Genomic DNA, 19,900 nt, shown 5'->3' on the forward strand with positions numbered 1-19,900 from the left:
GAGCCGGTTTCGGCAACCAGCGGAGGCTGCGCTGCGACGGGGACGTCAGCGCGCGACCTTGCCGGCCTTGATGCACGAGGTGCAGACGTTGAGCCGCTTCGGCGTCCGACCGACCACTGCGCGCACCGTCTGGATGTTGGGGTTCCAACGACGGCGAGTGCGGCGGTGCGAGTGCGAAATGTTGTTGCCGAAGCCCGGCCCCTTGCCGCAGACGTCGCAGTTGGCAGCCACGGGTCACTCCAAAGACTTCAGATGCACGTACGGTGAGTCCCGGCGCGCCCGGTTCACGTGACCGGCGGTGCCAGGGGATTGGCCCGATCCACATCGGGCAACCGGAGCAGCATACAACGGTGGATCGCCGACAGTGAAACCGGCGCCATTCCCCGCCCCGCCCGGATGCGAGCTGCGATCCGGTGACTACGCTGCGGTGGCCGGACGGAACCGGCCCGGGACTGCATACCGCGCACCCTCATCGCGCTCAGGAGGACCATGTGCCGCACACGCTGGACGCCCCCGCTGTGCGTGACTGGTGCCGGCTGGCGCTCGACGCCCTCGGCCGCGGCCGGGAGGAGATCGACGCCATCAACGTCTACCCCATAGCCGACGGCGACACCGGCACCAACCTGTACCTCACGGTGGAGTCGGCGGCGCGCGCCGTGGACGCCGTCTTCGCCGCTCACACGGTCATGCCCGCCGATCCGGCACCCGCGCTCACCGACGTGATGCGGGCCATGGCCCACGGCGCGCTGATCGGAGCCCAGGGAAACTCGGGCACCATCCTCGCTCAACTGCTGCGCGGAATGGCCGACGTCCTCTGCGCCGGACCGGAGGCGGACGATCCTGAGCAGCACGCCGACCGGTTGCGCCGGGCGCTCCGACAGGCCGTGAAGTCGGCCTATCTGGCTGTGGCGCACCCCGTCGAGGGCACCGTGCTCACGGTGGCGGCCGCGGCGGCGGATGCGGCAGAGCAGTCGTCCGGACACGCGGTCGCCGTCGTCCGCGCGGCGCATGAAGCGGCACGTGTGGCCTTGGAGGCCACGCCCGACCAGTTGGACGTGCTCGGCCGGGCGGGAGTCGTCGACGCAGGTGGCTGCGGACTGGTCACGGTGCTGAACGCCCTGGTGGAAGCCGTCTCGGGGGAGAGCCCGATGAGCCCGGCCCCGGTCGGGCAGGTCCGCCGGCCCGGGGGCGGTACAAGGGACCCGGCCCGTCACGGTGACGGCTCCGGCACGCCCGCGGCCGCGGGGCAGTGCGAAGGGAAGAACGGCCCCGCCTACGAGGTCATCTATCTGCTGGAGGCGGACGACGCGAGTGTGACCCGCCTTCGTGAACGGCTGGATCCGCTGGGCGACTCGCTGGTCGTCGTCGGTGGGGACGGGCTGTGGAACGTGCACATCCACGTCGACGACGCCGGTGCGGCGGTGGAAGCGGGGATCGAGGCCGGACGCCCGTACCGGATCCGGGTCACGCACTTCGCCGGTGCGGCGTCGGCCGGGGGCGGGCAGTTGCACCGCGGCCCGGCGGAGGACGAGGTGGACGGGCCCGCGCCGGCCCGGGCGGTGGTCTCCGTCCTCCCCGGCGAGGGACTCACGGAACTGTGCCGCGAGGCCGGGGCGGCCGCGGTCACCGCACGCCCCGGGGAGCCGCCTGCCAGCGGCGAGTTGGTGCAGGCGATCCGGCGGACCGGAGCCCGGGAGGTCGTGCTGCTGCCCAACGATCCGGATCTGCTCCATCCCGCGGCCGCGGCGGCCGAACAGGCCCGCGCCGACGGCGTGCGGGTCGCCCTGATCCCCACTCGCTCGGCGGTGCAGGGCATCGCCGCCCTCGCCGTTCACGAGCCCGGCCGGCGGTTCGACGAGGACGTGGTGGCCATGACCGCGGCCGCCGGGGGCACCCGCTGCGCGGATCTCGTGGTGGCCGAACGGCAGTCGTGGACGATGGCCGGAGTGTGCCAGGCCGGTGACGTGCTCGGCCTGATCGACGGTGACGTCGCCGTCATCGGGGCCGACGCGTCATCGACCGCCGAGACCGTCATCGACCGGATGCTGGCGGCCGGCGGGGAGATGGTGACCCTGGTGCTGGGCTCGGACCTGCCCGCCGGTCTCGCCGACCGGCTGGAGGGGCATGTGCGGGAGCGGCATCTGGCCGTCGACACCGTCGTGTACCACGGGGGCCAGCAGGCTCCGCTGCTGCTGATCGGGGTCGAGTAGCCCCCTGGTGGCGGCGGTCCGTGCGCCGGCGACACGGCAGTCCGGGGGCGTCCGAGGCCGGCTGTCACTGCGGTGGTGTGCAATGGACAGCGTGCCAGCGCTGGATGAACCCCTCAAGAAGACCCTCGGCGGCACCACCGCGAAGGTGATGGCCGAGCATCTCGACCTGCACACGGTCGGCGACCTGCTGCACCACTACCCGCGGAGGTATGCCGAACGGGGCGAACTCACCGCCCTGGCGGACCTCCCGCTCGACGAGCACGTGACGGTGGTGGCGCAGGTCTCCAAGGCGGCGAAGAAGACGTTCAACCGCGGCAAGGGCGTCCGGCTCGAGGTCGTCGTCACCGATGGCAGCGGCACCCTCACCCTGGTGTTCTTCGGCCGGGCAGCCCACCATCACGAACGGGAGCTGCTGCCCGGACGCCGCGGCATGTTCGCCGGCAAGGTCTCCGTCTTCAACCGGACCCGCCAGCTGGCCCACCCCGACTACGCGTTGCTCGGCGTGGACGGCGGACCGCAGGACGTCGAGTCCTTCGCGAACCGGCTGCTGCCGCTCTACCCGGCCTGCAAACAGCTGGCCTCGTGGCAGATCGCCAAGGCGGTCGCCACGCTCCTCGACACCTTCGAGGCCGACGGGTGGCAGGACGTCGAGGACCCGCTGCCCCGGACGCTGCGTGAGGGCCGGGCGCTGACGTCCCTGCCGGAGGCCTTCCGCAGGATTCATCTGCCGCGCACCAAGGCCGACATCGCGGACGCACGCGCCCGGCTGAAGTGGGACGAGGCCTTCGTCCTCCAGGTGGCGCTGGCCCGCCGCCGGCACCTGGAGAGCACACTTCCGGCCGTGCCCCGGGTTCCGCCCGAGGGCGGGCTGCTCGACGCCTTCGACGCCACCCTGCCGTTCACGCTCACCGAGGGCCAGCGCACGGTGACCGACGAGATCTTCGCCGATCTCGCCACCGACCATCCGATGCACCGGCTGCTGCAGGGCGAGGTGGGCAGCGGCAAGACCCTCGTTGCGCTGCGGGCCATGCTCGCCGTGGTGGCCGGGGGAGGTCAGGCGGCCATGCTGGCGCCGACCGAGGTGCTGGCCCAGCAGCACCACCGGTCCATCACCGAGATGATGGGCGAGCTGGCCGAGGGAGGGATGCTGGGTGGAGCGGAACAGGCCACCAAGGTCGTGCTGCTCACCGGTTCCATGGGGGCCGCGTCCCGCCGCGCGGCACTGCTCGATCTGGTGACCGGCGAGGCCGGGGTCGTGATCGGTACGCACGCCCTCATCGAGGACAGGGTGCAGTTCCATGACCTGGGCCTGGTCGTCGTCGACGAGCAGCACCGGTTCGGCGTCGAACAGCGCGACGCTCTGCGCTCCAAGGGCAAGCAGCCACCGCATCTGCTGGTGATGACGGCCACCCCCATTCCGCGCACGGTGGCCATGACGGTCTTCGGCGACCTGGAGACTTCGGTCCTAGACCAGCTGCCCGCCGGCCGGTTGCCCATCGCCAGCCACGTGGTCCCGGCCAAGGACAAGCCGCACTTCCTGACCCGGGCCTGGGAGCGGGTGCGTGAGGAGATCGCGGCTGGACACCAGGCGTATGTCGTGTGCCCGCGCATCGGGGACGAGGAGGACCAGCTCGCGAAGCCCGCCGACGGCGACAGCGCCGAACGACGTCCTCCGCTCGCGGTGCTGGAGGTTGCCGACGAGCTCGTGAAGGGGCCGCTGCGGGGTCTGCGGGTGGAATCCCTGCACGGCCGGATGGCACCCGAGTCCAAGGACGGTGTGATGCGCCGGTTCGCCGCGGGCGAGGTGGATGTCCTGGTGGCGACCACCGTCGTCGAGGTCGGGGTGAACGTGCCCAACGCGACCGTGATGGTGATCATGGATGCGGACCGGTTCGGCGTCTCCCAGCTCCACCAGTTGCGCGGCCGGGTGGGCCGCGGCAGCGCGGCCGGCCTGTGCCTCCTGGTCAGCGACATGCCCGAGGCTTCCCCGGCGCGAGCCCGCCTGGGTGCGGTCGCCGCGACGCTCGACGGCTTCGAGCTCTCCCGGATCGACCTGGAGCAGCGACGCGAAGGGGACGTGCTCGGACAGGCCCAGTCGGGCGTCCGTTCGTCCCTGCGGATGCTCGCGGTCATCGACGACGAGGAGGTGATCGCTGCGGCCCGGGAGGAAGCGACGGCGATCGTGGCCGACGACCCGCAACTCGCCGGATTCCCGGCGCTGCGCACGGCTTTGGACGCGCTCCTCGACACGGAACGCGAGCAGTACCTGGAGAAGGGCTGAGGCCGGCGCGGGGGCCGGCCGGGAGCGGTCGGCCCCCGCGGTCGACGGGCCCGCGGCAATTGTCAGTGCCCGCTGGAAGAATGGACACAGTCCGAACCGATCCGCAACGGATCGGCAGACATGGGTCATTGGGGGCTGTATTCATGGCATTCCGGCATCTCAACGAACTGCCGCTCGGCGACAAGGTCTTCCGGATCGAGCTCGCCAGCGAGGACGACACCACCGTCACCCTCTCCCTGACCGGATGGCACGAGAGTGCCCCGGACGCCCTCCTCGCCTCCGGCTCGCTGACGGTGCCGCTGAGCGAGGTCCCGCCGCTGCGCATCGCCCTCAACCGGGCCCTGCGTGCGCTCGCCCTCGTCGCCGATGTCGCCGAGCCCATACCGGACCGGGACGTACTGCGCGAGCTGTTCCCGGGACACGGAGCCCCCTGGGTGCCCCAGCACGAGGAGGATCTGACCCAGCGCTTCCACGCCGGGGAGGCCATCGCCCGGATAGCCGCCCGCTTCGGCCGGACACCGGATTCCGTACGGACCAAACTCCGTGAACTCGGCCACGACCCCCGCAGCCCCGAGCACTGCCCGCCCGACGGGTGCCTTTCCTGGTCCCGGTACGTCTCACCGGCCCTGGTCGGTGCAGCGCCGGAGGCGTCGCAGGGCTGATCTCAGGCGGCGCATGCGGGGCGCCGTACGCCATATCGTGGTGGAGCAGCAGCCGTCATTCCGGGCGGAGGCTGCTCCACCCACCACGAAGGACCGGACATCCATGACCCGCGTGATCGCCGGCGCCGCCGGCGGGCGCCGACTGGCGGTACCACCCGGCAGGAGCACCCGCCCGACCTCCGACCGGGCGCGTGAAGGCCTGTTCTCCACCTGGACGTCGCTGCTCGGTGACCTGGAGGGGGTGCGGGTCCTGGACCTGTACGCGGGGTCCGGGGCCGTCGGTCTGGAGGCGCTGTCGCGGGGGGCCGCGCACGTCCTGCTGGTCGAGGCGGACGGCCGGGCGGCGCGCACGGTGCGGGAGAACATCCGTGCCCTCGGGCTGCCCGGCGCCGAGGCGCGGACGGCGAAGGCGGAACAGGTCGTCGCGAGCACGCCGCCGGAGCAGCCGTACGAGGTGGTCTTCCTCGATCCCCCTTACGCCGTCAACGACGCCGAGTTGTGCGAGATCCTCCTCACACTCCGTGCGCAGGGGTGGCTCGCGGACGATGCCGTCGTCACCGTGGAGCGCAGTACGCGAGGGGGCGGATTCGGCTGGCCGACCGGTTTCGAGGGCCTGCGGTCCCGGCGCTACGGCGAGGGGACGCTTTGGTACGGTCGCGCCCTTCCGGCGAGTGCGTCCGAGCCCATGTCGGGCGTGCCGTCATGAACGCACCGGAGAGCGAGGAACCACTGTTGCGCCGCGCAGTCTGTCCGGGGTCCTTCGACCCCGTCACCAACGGCCACCTCGACATCATCGCCCGGGCCTCCAAGCTGTACGACGTCGTGCACGTGGCCGTGATGATCAACAAGTCGAAGCAGGGACTCTTCACCGTGGAGGAGCGGATCGACCTGATCCGCCAGGTCACCGCGGAGTACGGCAACGTCGAGGTCGAGGCCTTCCACGGCCTGCTGGTGGACTTCTGCAAGCAGCGGGACATTCCGGCCATCGTCAAGGGCCTGCGCGCGGTGAGCGATTTCGACTACGAACTGCAGATGGCTCAGATGAACAACGGCCTCTCGGGAGTCGAGACGCTGTTCGTCCCCACCAACCCCACCTACAGCTTCCTCTCGTCGAGCCTGGTCAAGGAAGTCGCGGCCTGGGGCGGAGATGTTTCTCACCTGGTGCCGCCGGTGGTGCTGGAGGCACTCGGTCGGCGGTTCGCCGAGAGATGACGAGCTGACGGCGCGTCAGTAAGTGTCGATGTGCCGCCTGCTGGTCGTACAGTCGGTCGGGAACCCGTCCGTACGGCCCGACGGCCGTGTCACTCCGGGAGCATCCCGGTCCCGGCGGAGAAGGCGAGCGCAAGGTGGACGTGCAGAAGAAGCTCGACGAGATCGTCGAAGCGATCGGCAGCGCCCGTGCCATGCCCATGTCGGCCTCGTGCGTGGTGAACCGCGCAGAGCTGCTCACCATGCTGGAGGACGTGCGGGCCGCTCTTCCCGGCTCGCTGGCCCAGGCGCAGGAGCTGATCGGCGTTCGTGAGCAGATGGTGGAAGAGGCGCAGCGCGAGGCCGAGCGGATCATCGAATCCGCGCACAGCCGGCGCGGTTCCCTCCTCGCCGACACCGAGCTGGTCCGCCGCGCGCAGGAGGAGGCCGACCGCATCCTCGGTGCGGCCCGCCGGGAGGCGGAGGAAGTGCGGGTCGAGGCGGACGACTACGTCGACAGCAAGCTGGCCAACTTCGAGGTGGTCCTCACCAAGACCATCGGCTCGGTGGACCGGGGCCGGGAGAAACTGCTCGGCCGCGGCCCCGGCGCGGACGAGTTCGGCGGTGTCGACGAGGACGCCCCGGAGCGCAGCGCCGACCCGCGGGTGCTCCAGGAGCGCGCCGACGCGTACGTGGACACCAAGCTCGGGGCCTTCGAGGCCGTGCTGTCCAAGACGCTCGCGGCCGTCGGGCGAGGCCGGCAGAAGCTCCATGGGACGCGTCCGTCGGACGAACTCGGGGCGCACATGGCGGCCCAGGACGGGGCCGTTCAGGCGCCCCGCACGAGCGACGACGACTACCTCGCCGGCCTCGCGGAACCGCAGGCTCCGGACTTCGAGGACGTCGCGGAGCGGCCGGTCGCCGCAGCGTCGCCGGCTGCTCAGCCGGAGCCGCAGCAGGCGCCACCCGCCCCGGACTACGTCCCGGGAGACGGCGGGCAGCAGGACTACTACGCCGCGGCGGCGCAGGCCGCGCCGCAGCCCGGGGGATATCAGCAGGACGTCTACGGCTACCCCGTGCAGGACGTCGCCGGCTATTCCGCACAGGACCACTCCGGCGGCTACGGGCAGCAGGTGCCGTACACCTCCCAGCAGGACGCGTACGGCTACCCCGCTCACGACCCGTACGCAGCCTGGCAGCAACAGGGTTACGACCCGAACGCCGGTTACGTCCCGGCGCAGGCCGGTTCCGGGATGCAGCAGTACGCTTCGGCGGATGCCGGGCAGCAGTACTACCAGCACCAGTCGGACGCCTCCCTGGACGAGACCAGCCTCTTCGACACGAGCATGATCGACCTGGACCGGGTCCGGGAGTACGAGCAGGGCCGCTGACTCGCGCTTCCTGCGGTCGCCGGTCCGGATTGGGTCTGAGGCGGCGGGTCCAGTATCCTGGCACTTCGGTCGCGTGCACGTCCGCGATCTCGGCTGCCCGCATCCATGTGCGGTGGCCGGTACCGAAGCGTAGAAAGCAGGAAGCCCTGAACGCCCGCCTCGACCACCGCAACCCTCTCGTGTTCGACACGCACGAGCTGGGGCGTCGTCCGGGTGCGATGCAGCGGCTCTCCCGCTCGGTCGCGGCCCCCGAGAACCTCGGTGTCGAGGTCATCGGTGTGCCCGACGGGGCGACGGTGGAGCTCGACATCCGCCTGGAGTCGGTCATGGAAGGTGTGCTCGTCACCGGCACCGCCCGTGCACCGGTGACGGGGGAGTGCGTAAGGTGTCTGGAGCCGCTGGAGCGAGAGCTCGAAGCGGATTTCCAGGAGATGTACTCCTACCCCGACGCCGACAGCCGGTCCCACGAAACGGAACCGGATGACGACGCCGAGGAGGAGACCCTCTTCCTCGAGGACGGCTTGCTCGACCTCGAACCCGTGCTGCGCGACGCGGTGGTGCTTGCACTGCCGCTGCAGCCGGTGTGCCGGGAGGACTGCCCGGGTCTGTGCTCCGAGTGCGGAGCGCGGCTCGCTGACGACCCGGACCACCACCACGAAGCCGTCGACATTCGTTGGGCGGCACTGCAGGGACTCGCCGGGACCATCCAGGACGGCGAGAAGGACAACGTGAGCGGCGCCGAAGCGGGCGTCGACGAGAAGCAGGAGAAGTAGCCGTGGCTGTTCCGAAGCGGAAGATGTCGCGCAGCAACACGCGCCACCGCCGGTCGCAGTGGAAGGCTGCGGTCCCCACCCTGGTGTCGTGCGAGCGCTGCCATGAGCCGAAGCAGCAGCACATCGCGTGCCCGAGCTGCGGCACCTACAACCGCCGCCAGGTCCTCGAGGTCTGATCGGCGGGTGAGAGGCTCCATGTCAGACGCCGCAACGCCGAAGAAGGCGCAGGCGGACACGGCCTCGTCCCACACGATTCTGGAAGGGCGGCTCGGGTATCAGCTCGAGTCCGCCCTTCTGGTGCGCGCGCTGACGCACCGCTCGTTCGCGTACGAGAACGGCGGTCTGCCCACCAACGAGCGCTTGGAGTTCCTCGGGGACTCCGTGCTCGGCCTGGTGGTCACCGACACGCTGTACCGGATCCACCCGGACCTTCCCGAGGGCCAACTGGCCAAGTTGCGGGCCGCGGTGGTCAACTCACGTGCACTGGCGGAGGTCGGACGCGGCCTCGATCTCGGTTCCTTCATCCGGCTCGGCCGGGGCGAGGAAGGAACCGGAGGCAGGGACAAGGCATCGATCCTCGCAGACACCCTCGAGGCGGTGATCGGCGCCGTGTACCTCGACAAGGGGCTCGACGCGGCCGCGGAGCTGGTGCACCGGCTCTTCGATCCGCTGATCGAGAAGTCGTCGAGTCTCGGAGCGGGCCTGGACTGGAAGACCAGCCTCCAGGAGCTCACCGCCACCGAGGGGCTCGGCGTTCCCGAATACCTGGTCACCGAAACCGGTCCGGACCACGAGAAGACCTTCACGGCTGCAGCCCGCGTCGGTGGTGTCGCGTACGGCACCGGCACCGGCCGCAGCAAGAAGGAGGCCGAGCAGCAGGCGGCGGAAGCTGCCTGGCTGGCCATTCGGGAAACCGCCGACGCAGCTGCCGCGGCGCGGGAAGCGGACGACCCGGCCGCCGACACCCCGGCCGCCGACGACGCGCAGCACGTGACGCATTGACTTCGTCCCGCTCCGGGCAGGACGAGGAGTGACAGGCCCACCGGTCAGCGCCGGTGGGCCGCGTCATGTCCGGCCGCCCAGGGCCGGACACTGGAGGGGAGGAGAGACGGATGCCCGAACTGCCCGAGGTCGAGGTCGTCCGCCGCGGCCTGGAGCGCTGGGTCAGCGGCCGGATCGTTTCCGGAGTCCAGGTCCTGCACCCGCGGGCCGTGCGTCGGCATGTCGCCGGTCCGGCGGACTTCGCCGACCGGCTCGTCGGCCGTCGTTTCGGCGCGGCCCACCGCCGGGGCAAGTACCTCTGGCTGCCGCTGGAATCCCCGTCCGGGAATGACGGGCCGGCCGCGCCGGAGGGGACCTCGCTGCTCGCACACCTCGGCATGAGCGGTCAACTGCTCCTCCAGCAGGGCGAGTCCCGGGACGAAACGCATCTGCGTATCCGTATCCGTTTCGACGATGACCGTGTGCCGGTATCCGGCGAGACCGAGGGCACCGAACTGCGGTTCGTCGACCAGCGGACGTTCGGCGGACTCTCCCTGCACGACCATGCGCCCGGACAGCCGGACGGACTCCCGGACGCCATCGCCCACATCGCCCGCGACCCCCTGGACCCGGACTTCGACGAGGCGGCCTTCCACGCCGCGTTGCGCCGCAGGCGCACCACCGTCAAGCGGGCCCTGCTGGACCAGTCACTGATCAGCGGCGTCGGCAACATTTACGCGGACGAGGCGCTGTGGCGTAGCCGGCTGCACTACGACCGGCCCACAGCAACCCTGACCCGGGCGCTCTGCGCGGCGCTCCTCGTGCACGTACGGGACGTGATGACGGCCGCCCTGGCCGCCGGAGGCACGAGCTTCGACAGCCTCTACGTGAATGTGAACGGCGAGTCCGGCTATTTCGAGCGCTCGCTGGACGCCTACGGCCGCGAAGGAGAACCGTGCCGCCGGTGCGGTACCGCGATGCGCCGCCGTCCGTGGATGAACCGCTCCAGCTACTACTGCCCGCGCTGCCAGCGGACGCCGAGGCGCTGACCACTCCGGTCGCGGAGGAACGCGCGAATGCCCCGCCGACCGGGTTCTCCTCCCGGCCCCGGGAAGCCGGTACACGCGGACGAATCCCGGCAGGCACCCGGGAGATGGCTGAGGGCAGGGCCGCATCGGCCCTCAGTAACGGTCGTCCCTCAGAAGCCGAATTCCTGAGTCCACCAGTGATCACCGTCGGCGGTGTGGAGCCCCACGCCGAGGGTGCGGTAGTCGCAGTTCAGGATGTTCGCGCGATGGCCCTCGCTCTGCATCCAGGAGTCCATCACGGCCCGGGCGTTCGGCTGGCCGCGGGCTATGTTCTCTGCGCCGAGATTGTCGATCCCGCGCTGCCGGGCACGGTCCCACGGGTCGTTCCCGTCGGGGTCGGTGTGGTCGAAGAAGCTGCGCACGGCCATGTCCTCGCTGAAGTCGCCCGCGAGGTCACCGAGTCCCGGGTCGGCGGTGACCGGGCTGCATCCGGCCTGTGCACGTTCCTGGTTGACGAGCCGCAGGACTTCCGCCTCCTCGGCGGACTGCGTGTCGGCCGATCGGGTGGGAGTTGCGGACGTGGGCCGCTCGGAGGGCGTTGCGGTGGGGGAGGCCGAAGTGGGCCGCTCGGAGGGCGTGGCTGTCCCGGCCGGGGCCGAAGAGGCCCGGGACGGAGCGGACGTGCCGGGGGAGGTGGATGCAGCGGGAGTCCGGGTCACCGAGGCCGACGGCGAGCCCGCCTTTCGGGAGGCCGAGGCCGAGGCGGAGTGCCCCCCGCTCCTACTCGCGGACGGGGTGCCGCGCTCGGAGGCGGTCGGACCGGGCGAGTAGTAGTCCGGCACGGTGATCTCCGTCGGGCTTGCGGCCCGTGTGCTCTCTCCGGACCCGCCGGCCGGGGAGAAAGGATTCTGCGGCGTGACACCTGCACCGACTGCCACACCGCCGGCGGTGAGGACCGCGGCTGCGCCCAGCAGCCCCGTGCGCAGGGCGAGACGACGTCGGCCGCCGCGGCGCGGATGTGCGCCCGTGGCGGCCGGGGGGCGGGAAGCAGTTCCGGAACCGGAGCGTCTGTGGCGGCCCATGAGTGATTCCCTTTCCGTTCCGCGTCCTTCGCGCGCCGCCCGCCCGCGCAGGGCGGAGACGACGATTCACCCGATCGGGTGACATCTGTGTGCGCGCGACTGTACGCCATCACAGCAAGGGGGTCAGTGCCCCCAGGGGGTTCCCGACGGCTAGCGTGCGTGCATGAACGAAGACGTCCGTGTCACCGCTTGGGTGCGAGGCCGCGTCCAGGGTGTCGGTTTCCGCTGGTTCACACGAGCCGAGGCGCTGCGCATCGGTGGGCTCCACGGCTTCGCGTCCAACCGCCCGGACGGGCGGGTGCAGGTCGTGGCCGAGGGGAGCCGTACCGACTGCGACCGGCTGCTCGCCTGGCTGCGCGGAGGAGACACGCCCGGGCGGGTCGACGGTGTCACGGAGATCTGGGAGGCACCGCGCCGGATCTACTCCGGTTTCGAGATCCGGTGAGAGCGCCGGTGGGGAGGGCGCCGGCCTCCGGACTCCGGTGGACGCTCGTGGGTGTCCCAGCCGGAAGTGCCCTGGTGGTTGCCAAGAACGCCGCAGCGTGCAAGGCTGCCGCCCGAAGAGTGATCGACACACCCCGTGGGCCCCTGAGAGAAGCCGCGCCGGACGGTCTGCTGCCGTGCGCCCCCAGGTCGGCCGTTGATACGGGGTGTGATCGTGTTGACCGCCATACCTTTTGGTGAGACGCTGGAGTCCCCGCGCACCACAGCTGTGTGTCATCGTCGGTGATGGTGATGGCAGGCATCGCGGGTGCGCTCCCTCACGACCCACACCGCATCGGTCGGTCACTCATTGTGGAGGACCATCCATCATGGCAAAGGCGCTTCTCGGATACGTCGGTGGCTCCGACCCGCGACTCCTCGCCGAGATGCGACGGCTTCAGCGGCGCGTCCAGGACCTCGAATCCGAACTCGTACGGGTTCAGGCCCAGAACGACGCCCTCTTGGCCGCCGCTCACCACGGCGATTCGCTGCTCGACGGCATCGACATCGACGTAACCAAGGCGGAGCCCGCGCTCACCTGACCTTCAGCCCCCGGGTTGGTCGGGCTGCTCGTCAGCCGCTCGAGATTCTTCAAGGGACGCCCTCCTGGCGTCCCTTCGTCGTTTCTGCGCCATTCCCCGCCCCCCGAGATCGTCGCCCTCCTTACCGTGTGATGTGCCCTGCGCACTCACCGGTGAAACCGCAGGAGTGCGCACACGTCGCACAGCCCGTCCCGCAACCGGGGGGCCGTGTCACGGCCGGGGGGTAAAGTCCGACGGCGTGCACCTCAAGAGCCTGACCCTGCGCGGGTTCAAATCCTTCGCCTCGGCCACGACGCTGCGCTTCGAGCCGGGCATCACGTGTGTCGTCGGCCCGAACGGATCCGGCAAGTCCAATGTCGTGGACGCCCTGTCCTGGGTCATGGGCGAGCAGGGTGCCAAGTCGCTGCGCGGCGGCAAGATGGAGGACGTGATCTTCGCCGGCACCACCGGACGTCCCCCGCTGGGCAGGGCCGAGGTCTCGCTCACCATCGACAACGCCGACGGCGCGCTGCCCATCGACTACGCCGAGGTCACCATCACGCGGATCATGTTCCGCAACGGCGGCAGCGAGTACCAGCTCAACGGCGACACATGCCGCCTCCTGGACATCCAGGAACTGCTGTCCGACTCCGGCATCGGCCGCGAGATGCACGTGATCGTCGGACAGGGCCAGCTCGACTCGGTCCTGCACGCCGACCCCATGGGCCGCCGGGCCTTCATCGAGGAAGCGGCAGGGGTGCTCAAACATCGCAAGCGCAAGGAGAAGGCGCTTCGCAAGCTGGACGCGATGCAGGCCAACCTGGCGAGGGTGCAGGACCTCACGGGTGAACTGCGCCGCCAGCTCAAACCACTCGGCCGACAGGCCGCGGTGGCCCGCCGCGCGGCCGTCATCCAGGCCGACCTGCGGGACGTACGGCTGCGGCTGCTCGCCGACGACCTGGTGACCCTGCAGGAGTCCCTGCGCACCGAAACCGCCGACGAGGCCGCGCTCAAGGAGCGCAAGGAAGCGGTGGAGGCGGAGCTGCGGGCGGCCCAGCACCGTGAGGCGGCTCTCGAGGAGCAGGTGCGCAGGCTCACCCCGCGGCTGCAGAACGCCCAGCGGACCTGGTACGAACTCTCCCGGCTGGCCGAGCGGGTGCGCGGCACCGTCAGCCTCGCCGATGCGCGCGTCAAGAGCGCCACGGCCGCCCCCGCCGAGGAGCGGCGTGGACGCGACCCCGAGGACATGGAGCGCGAGGCCACCCGGATCCGGGAGCAGGAGGCGGAGCTCGAGGCGAGTCTGGAGGCCGCACAGCGGGCCCTCGACGACACGGTCGCCCATCGCGCCGAGTTGGAGCGTGCCCTCGCGGCCGAGGAACGCCGTCTGAAGGACGTCGCCCGGGCCCTCGCGGACCGCCGGGAGGGCCTTGCCCGGTTGCAGGGCCAGGTGGGGGCGGCTCGCAGCAGGGCCGCGTCGGCTCAGGCCGAGATCGGTCGGCTGGCCACCGCGCGGGACGAGGCACAGGAACGGGCCGTCGCTGCACAGGAGGAGTACGAGCAGCTCAAGGCCGAGGTCGACGGACTCGATGCCGACGATGCCGAACTTGCCGAGCGTCACGCGCAGGCCAAGCGCGAACTCGCGGATTCCGAAGCATCGTTGAACGCCGCCCGCGAGGCCGCCACCGCCGCGGAACGCAAGCGCGCCGCGGTCGCCGCCCGGCACGAGGCCCTCGCGATGGGGCTGCGGCGCAAGGACGGCAGCGGAGCACTCCTCGAGGCGTCCGACCGGCTCACCGGTCTGCTGGGCCCGGTGGCCGAACTCCTGACCGTCGCCACCGGATACGAACTCGCTGTGGCCGCTGCCCTCGGCGCCGCGGCCGACGCGATCGGTGTCGCCGACCCCGGGACCGCGGCCGACGCCCTGCGGTTGCTGCGCAAACAGGACGCAGGACGTTCGGCGTTGCTCGTCGCGACCACCGAGGACACCTCCGTATCGGCTGACGCGGAACGGCACGTCGGGCCGGCGGAACCGTCGGCGGACGGTCTGCGTCACGCGGCCGACCTGGTCAGCGGCCCGGCCCCGCTGCTGCCCGCGGTGCACCGTCTGCTGTCCGGCGTTGTCGTGGTGGGAACCCTGGAGGATGCCGAGGACACGGTTGCCGACTATCCGGGACTGACCGCGGTGACGGCCGAGGGAGACCTCTTCGCAGGGCACTTCGCGCAGGGCGGATCCGCCGGTGCACCGAGTCTGCTCGAGGTCCAGGCCTCTGTGGACGAGGCAGCGGCGGAACTCGAGGAACTGGACGTGCGGTGCGAGGAACTGGCCGCGGCTCAGAGCCGCGCCGCCGACCACCGGTCCGGATGCCGGGCGAATCTGGAGGAGGTCGCGGCCGCCCGCAGCGCGGCGGACCGGGAGAAGTCGAAGATCGCCCAGTCACTGGGGCGCCTCGGCGGCCAGGCCCGGGGCGCCGCGGGTGAGGCCGAGCGGACGACGGCGGCCGTGGCCAAGGCCGAAGCCGCGCTGCACCGTGCCGAGGAAGAGGCGGAGGAACTGGCCGAACGCCTGCGCACCGCAGAGGAGGCCCCTGCCGAGGAGGACCCCGACACCTCGGTCCGCGATCGGCTCGCGGCAGACGGAGCCAACGCGCGGCAGACGGAAATGGAGGCGCGTCTCCAGGCCAGGACGCATGAGGAACGGGCCCGGGGCCTGGCAGGCCGGGCGGACTCCCTGGACCGGGCGGCGAGAGCCGAACGGCAGGCCCGCGCACGGGCGGAGGAACGTCGGGCCCGATTGCGGCACGAAGCCGCGGTGGCCGGCGCGGTCGCCGACGGAACCCGCCAGTTGCTCGCGCACGTCGAAGTGTCGCTGGTGAGGGCCCAGGAGGAGGTGTCGGCGGCCGAGGAGGCGAAAGCCGGGTACGAGAGTGCGCTGGCCGCTGAGCGGAACCGGGGCCGGGACCTGAAGTCCGAGCTGGACAAGCTGACCGACTCCGTCCACCGGGGCGAGGTGCTGGGTGCCGAGAAGCGCATGCGGGTCGAGCAGTTGGAGAGCAGGGCGCTGGAGGAACTCGGCGTCGAGCCGGATGTGCTGGTCGCCGAGTACGGTCCCGATCAGCCGGTGCCCGTCACGGTCGAGGGGGACGGTGAGCGGGGGGAGTCCAAGCCCTTCGTGCGCACGGAACAGGAAAAGCGGCTGAAGGCCGCTGAGCGGGCGTACCAGCAGCTGGGCAAGGTCAACCCCCTCGCGCTGGAGGAGTTCGCGGCGTTGGAGGAACGGCACCAGTTCCTCACCGAACAGCTCGACGACCTCAAGAAGACCCGGGCGGATCTGCTCCAGGTCGTCAAGGAGGTGGACGAGCGCGTGGAACAGGTGTTCACCGAGGCGTACCGGGACACGGCCCGTGAGTTCGAGGGTGTCTTCTCCCGGCTGTTCCCCGGGGGCGAGGGTCGGCTGGTCCTGACCGACCCCGACAACATGCTGACCACCGGAGTGGACGTGGAAGCGAGGCCGCCCGGCAAGAAGGTCAAGCGGCTGTCCCTGCTCTCGGGCGGCGAGCGCTCGCTGACGGCCGTCGCGATGCTGGTGTCGATCTTCAAGGCCCGGCCCAGCCCGTTCTATGTGATGGACGAGGTCGAGGCAGCACTCGACGACACCAATCTGCAGCGGCTGATCCGGATCATGGAGGAGCTGCAGGAGAGTTCGCAACTGATCGTGATCACTCACCAGAAGCGGACGATGGAGGTCGCCGACGCCCTTTACGGCGTCTCCATGCAGGGCGACGGGGTGTCCAAGGTCATCAGTCAGCGGCTGCACTGATGTAGGTGGCGTCGTCCTCTCGAAGATCATTTACAAGTCTTGAATGCAGCGCCTTCGCCGTCGTGCGAAGAGGCGTCTGTCACGAACTATTGACTTCGAAACTTGAAGGCATAGTCTCTGCAACGTCGTTTTTTAGCTTCGGGTGGCGGCTGTTTTCCTCGGCCTCACCGGGAGCGCCCGTCACCCACGCCCGGCCGCGCTGCCGGGCCACAGGAGTACACGTTGACCAGCACTACGCCGTTGACGCCAGAGGGGCGCAAAGCCCAACCCGAACATCTGGGCCACGTCATCTTCATCGCGGCGGCGGCCGCGATGGGTGGGTTCCTCTTCGGATACGACAGTTCCGTCATCAACGGCGCCGTCGAGGGCATCCGGGGCAAGTTCGGCATCGGTTCGGGGGCGCTCGCCCAGGTCATCGCCGCCGCACTGATCGGCTGCGCCATCGGTGCAGCAACGGCGGGACGCATCGCCGACCGCATCGGCCGGATCCGGGTCATGCAGATAGCGGCCGTACTCTTCACGGCCAGCGCCGTGGGCTCCGCGCTTCCGTTCGCCCTGTGGGACCTCGCCCTGTGGCGGGTCCTCGGCGGCATCGCCATCGGCATGGCGTCGGTCATCGGCCCGGCCTACATCGCCGAGGTCTCGCCGCCCGCCTACCGCGGACGCCTCGCATCCTTCCAGCAGGCTGCGATCGTCATCGGCATCGCCGTCTCCCAGCTGGCCAACTACGCCATCCTCAACCTCGCCGACGGCGAGCAGCGAGGAAAGATCGCCGGCATCGAGGCCTGGCAGTGGATGCTCGGCGTAATGGTCGTGCCCGCCATCCTCTACGGTCTGCTGTCGTTCGTCATCCCGGAGTCGCCGCGCTTCCTGATCTCCGTCGGGCGGACCGAGAAGGCCCGCGCGGTCCTGAGCGAGGTCGAGGGTGCGTCCGTCGACCTGGACACCCGCGTCGCCGAGATCGAGGACGCGATGAAGCGGGACACCAAGTCGACCTTCCGCGACCTGCTGGGCGGCCGCAGCGGCTTCCTGCCGATCGTCTGGGTGGGCATCGGGCTGTCCGTCTTCCAGCAGCTCGTCGGCATCAACGTGATCTTCTACTACTCGTCGTCGCTGTGGCAGTCCGTCGGCATCGACCCGACGAGCTCCTTCCTGTACTCGTTCACGACATCGATCATCAACATCGTGGGAACGGTCATCGCGATGCTGTTCGTGGACCGGATCGGCCGCAAGCCCCTGGCCCTGATCGGCTCGGTCGGCATGGCCCTCTCCCTGGGGGTCGCGGCCTGGGCGTTCTCCTACAAGACGGGCACCGGCCAGAACATCTCGATGCCCGACCTGCAGGGCACCGCGGCCCTCGTCGCAGCCCACGCATTCGTGCTCTTCTTCGCCCTGTCCTGGGGCGTGGTCGTGTGGGTCCTCCTCGGCGAGATGTTCCCGAACCGGATCCGCGCCGCCGCCCTGGGCGTCGCCGCGTCTGCTCAGTGGGTCGCCAACTGGCTGATCACGGTGTCCTTCCCGAGCCTGTCGGACTGGAACCTCTCCGGTGCGTACGTGCTCTACACCGTCTTCGCCGTGCTCTCGATTCCCTTCGTGCTCAAGTTCGTGCCGGAGACCAAGGGCAAGGCGCTCGAGGAGATGGGCTGACCCCCCGCTGCTCTTCTCCTCGAACGGATGCTGCCCCCGGCTCGGTCACGAGCCGGGGGCAGCATCCGTTGCGACGGCCGCGGGGCCGGGGCGTTCAGCGGCACTCCGGTCCGGACAGGGCCCGGCTGATGCCCACGGCGATCGTGTCGATGCCCACGATCAGCGGGGCGCTGTTCCCGACGCCGAATCGGCAGGTCCAGTACGGTGAGCAGTGCGTAGGCGCCGGTGACCGCGTTGATCGTCTCCCGGCCGAACCGGGCGTCCGGAGCACCAGCCCCGGTACGCAGTGCCGCGCACAGCGGACGTCATCCGCGAGAGCATCGGACGCGGGGCTCCACCCCAGCCCGTCACGGACACGACTCCGACCGTGCACGCCGCACGCCCTCGCCGCACAGGCGACCGGCGGGAAGGGGCTGCCGGAAGACCGAGGCCGTTGAAGACGACGAGCCCGGCGCCCCCGTGAGCAGAACCACTGATGCCGCGGATTTCCCCTCGTCCCGCTCCCGGAGGACAACTCGCCACGGGAGGAGTGGGACATGCGAAATCCCCGTGTGACGTATGTGGGGGAACCGCCGGCGTGATTGATACTGGACGGGTTATGGAAATCGTGATTCTCGCTGTAGTCATCGCCCTCGTCGCGGTCGGTGCCGTTGTCACCGGACTCGTGGTGGGCAGCCGCCGGAAGAAGGAACTGCCTCCCTCCGAGCCGCCGGGCGCCCCGACCATCACCGCCCCGCCGGCCGAGCCGCACGTCGGCGACGAGGCTGAGGCCCCCAGCGACGAAGAACGTCGCACGATCGAGGAGGTCGGGCTCCCGGAAGCCGGGGGGACGCTCGCCCCCGAGGCTCCGGCCGTGCTGCCGGCCCCCGAGATCGAGGTCCCCGAGCCGACCGAGGGGCGCCTGGTCCGGCTGCGCGCCAGGCTCTCGCGCTCCCAGAACACGCTCGGCAAGGGCCTGCTCACCCTCCTGTCCCGGGAGCATCTCGACGAGGAGACCTGGGAGGAGGTCGAGGACACGCTCCTCACGGCCGATGTCGGCGTCGCCCCGACACAGGAGCTCGTCGAGCGGTTGCGTGAGCGGGTGCGAGTTCTCGGCACGCGGACCCCGGAGGAACTGCGGGGCCTGCTGCGTGCCGAACTGCTCGAGCTGATCGGACCCGACGAGGACCGCTCCGTTCACACAGAGGGCGGCCTGGACGTCCCGGCCGTCGTGATGGTCGTCGGTGTCAACGGCACGGGCAAGACCACCACGACCGGCAAGCTCGCCCGGGTACTCGTCGCCGACGGCCGCAGTGTCGTCCTCGGCGCGGCGGACACCTTCCGGGCCGCGGCCTCCGACCAGCTGCAGACCTGGGGCGAGCGGGTGGGCGCCCGTACCGTCCGCGGCCCGGAGGCCGGCGACCCCGCCTCGGTCGCCTTCGACGCCGTGAAGGAAGGCATCGCCGAGGGCGCGGACGTGGTCCTGATCGACACGGCCGGGCGGCTGCACACCAAGACGGGCCTCATGGACGAGCTCGGCAAGGTCAAACGGGTCGTGGAGAAGCACGGCCCGGTCGACGAGGTGCTGCTCGTCCTCGACGCCACCACGGGACAGAACGGACTCGTCCAGGCGCGGGTGTTCGCCGAGGTGGTCGACATCACCGGCATCGTGCTGACCAAGCTGGACGGCACCGCCAAGGGCGGCATCGTCGTGGCCGTCCAGCGGGAGCTGGGTGTCCCGGTGAAGCTGGTCGGTCTCGGTGAGGGAGCGGACGACCTGGCCCCGTTCGAGCCGGAGGCGTTCGTCGACGCGCTGATCGGCGACTGAGCCACCGCTCACGGCGGCGCCCGGCAGCA

At 70.6% G+C, this 19,900-nt stretch carries 17 protein-coding genes; 15 read left to right on the top strand and 2 right to left on the bottom strand.

Features of this window, described 5'->3' with window-relative positions; genetic code table 11:
- Nucleotides 1-45: 45 nt before the first annotated feature.
- Nucleotides 46-231, bottom strand: a complete 186-nt coding sequence (gene rpmB, locus M1E25_RS15610) for a 50S ribosomal protein L28 (RefSeq protein WP_014628431.1) — start codon at nt 229-231, stop codon at nt 46-48.
- 260 nt (nt 232-491) lie between these two features.
- On the opposite strand from rpmB, the gene M1E25_RS15615 reads away from it, so the two are divergent.
- The 10 genes from M1E25_RS15615 to mutM all read left to right on the top strand — a co-directional run bounded on the left by M1E25_RS15615 (nt 492) and on the right by mutM (nt 10,535).
- A complete protein-coding gene (locus M1E25_RS15615) occupies nt 492-2,210 on the top strand; it encodes a DAK2 domain-containing protein (protein WP_251415765.1) in 1,719 nt (572 codons plus the stop codon).
- A gap of 82 nt (nt 2,211-2,292) precedes the next feature.
- Nucleotides 2,293-4,491, top strand: coding sequence for an ATP-dependent DNA helicase RecG (gene recG / locus M1E25_RS15620; RefSeq protein ID WP_251415767.1), 2,199 nt, complete (start codon nt 2,293-2,295; stop codon nt 4,489-4,491).
- A gap of 143 nt (nt 4,492-4,634) precedes the next feature.
- The gene (locus M1E25_RS15625) at nt 4,635-5,153 is read left to right on the top strand and encodes a hypothetical protein (protein WP_251415769.1); all 519 of its coding nucleotides are present in this window, start codon (nt 4,635-4,637) and stop codon (nt 5,151-5,153) included.
- Between the two features lie 103 nt (nt 5,154-5,256).
- Nucleotides 5,257-5,859 (top strand): 16S rRNA (guanine(966)-N(2))-methyltransferase RsmD, encoded by a 603-nt coding sequence (gene rsmD, locus M1E25_RS15630; protein ID WP_251415771.1) that lies wholly within the window; start codon nt 5,257-5,259, stop codon nt 5,857-5,859.
- Nucleotides 5,856-6,365, top strand: a complete 510-nt coding sequence (coaD, locus tag M1E25_RS15635; protein WP_251415774.1) for a pantetheine-phosphate adenylyltransferase — start codon at nt 5,856-5,858, stop codon at nt 6,363-6,365. Before rsmD ends, coaD begins: the two co-directional genes overlap by 4 nt.
- A gap of 134 nt (nt 6,366-6,499) precedes the next feature.
- Entirely contained in the window at nt 6,500-7,732 is a 1,233-nt protein-coding gene (locus M1E25_RS15640) for a cell division initiation protein (RefSeq protein ID WP_251415776.1), read from the top strand.
- A gap of 146 nt (nt 7,733-7,878) precedes the next feature.
- On the top strand, nt 7,879-8,505 hold the full coding sequence (locus M1E25_RS15645) for a YceD family protein (RefSeq protein WP_251415798.1): 627 nt from the start codon (nt 7,879-7,881) through the stop codon (nt 8,503-8,505).
- 2 nt (nt 8,506-8,507) lie between these two features.
- Nucleotides 8,508-8,681, top strand: a complete 174-nt coding sequence (gene rpmF, locus M1E25_RS15650; protein WP_069814991.1) for a 50S ribosomal protein L32 — start codon at nt 8,508-8,510, stop codon at nt 8,679-8,681.
- A 19-nt stretch (nt 8,682-8,700) separates the two neighbouring features.
- On the top strand, nt 8,701-9,507 hold the full coding sequence (gene rnc / locus M1E25_RS15655; RefSeq protein ID WP_251415777.1) for a ribonuclease III: 807 nt from the start codon (nt 8,701-8,703) through the stop codon (nt 9,505-9,507).
- A gap of 110 nt (nt 9,508-9,617) precedes the next feature.
- Nucleotides 9,618-10,535 carry a bifunctional DNA-formamidopyrimidine glycosylase/DNA-(apurinic or apyrimidinic site) lyase gene (gene mutM, locus M1E25_RS15660; RefSeq protein WP_251415780.1) on the top strand — a complete coding sequence of 306 codons (918 nt, stop codon included), beginning with the start codon at nt 9,618-9,620 and terminating at the stop codon, nt 10,533-10,535.
- 149 nt (nt 10,536-10,684) lie between these two features.
- Here mutM and M1E25_RS15665 read toward each other — a convergent pair whose 3' ends face one another.
- Nucleotides 10,685-11,356, bottom strand: a complete 672-nt coding sequence (locus M1E25_RS15665) for a CAP domain-containing protein (RefSeq protein ID WP_251415783.1) — start codon at nt 11,354-11,356, stop codon at nt 10,685-10,687.
- Nucleotides 11,357-11,759: 403 nt separating this feature from the next.
- Between M1E25_RS15665 and M1E25_RS15670 the strand changes: the two genes are divergently transcribed.
- The 5 genes from M1E25_RS15670 to ftsY all read left to right on the top strand — a co-directional run bounded on the left by M1E25_RS15670 (nt 11,760) and on the right by ftsY (nt 19,871).
- Nucleotides 11,760-12,041, top strand: a complete 282-nt coding sequence (locus M1E25_RS15670; protein ID WP_251415786.1) for an acylphosphatase — start codon at nt 11,760-11,762, stop codon at nt 12,039-12,041.
- Nucleotides 12,042-12,408: 367 nt separating this feature from the next.
- Nucleotides 12,409-12,621: a hypothetical protein gene (locus M1E25_RS15675; protein ID WP_251415789.1), complete on the top strand. Its 213-nt coding sequence runs from the start codon at nt 12,409-12,411 to the stop codon at nt 12,619-12,621.
- 238 nt (nt 12,622-12,859) lie between these two features.
- Nucleotides 12,860-16,417: a chromosome segregation protein SMC gene (gene smc / locus M1E25_RS15680; RefSeq protein ID WP_251415791.1), complete on the top strand. Its 3,558-nt coding sequence runs from the start codon at nt 12,860-12,862 to the stop codon at nt 16,415-16,417.
- A gap of 222 nt (nt 16,418-16,639) precedes the next feature.
- Nucleotides 16,640-18,064 (top strand): sugar porter family MFS transporter, encoded by a 1,425-nt coding sequence (locus M1E25_RS15685; RefSeq protein ID WP_251415793.1) that lies wholly within the window; start codon nt 16,640-16,642, stop codon nt 18,062-18,064.
- 598 nt (nt 18,065-18,662) lie between these two features.
- Entirely contained in the window at nt 18,663-19,871 is a 1,209-nt protein-coding gene (gene ftsY / locus M1E25_RS15690) for a signal recognition particle-docking protein FtsY (RefSeq protein WP_251415795.1), read from the top strand.
- Nucleotides 19,872-19,900: the final 29 nt, after the last annotated feature.

The sequence above is a fragment of the Streptomyces meridianus genome, from assembly GCF_023703325.1.
Classification (GTDB): domain Bacteria; phylum Actinomycetota; class Actinomycetes; order Streptomycetales; family Streptomycetaceae; genus Streptomyces; species Streptomyces meridianus.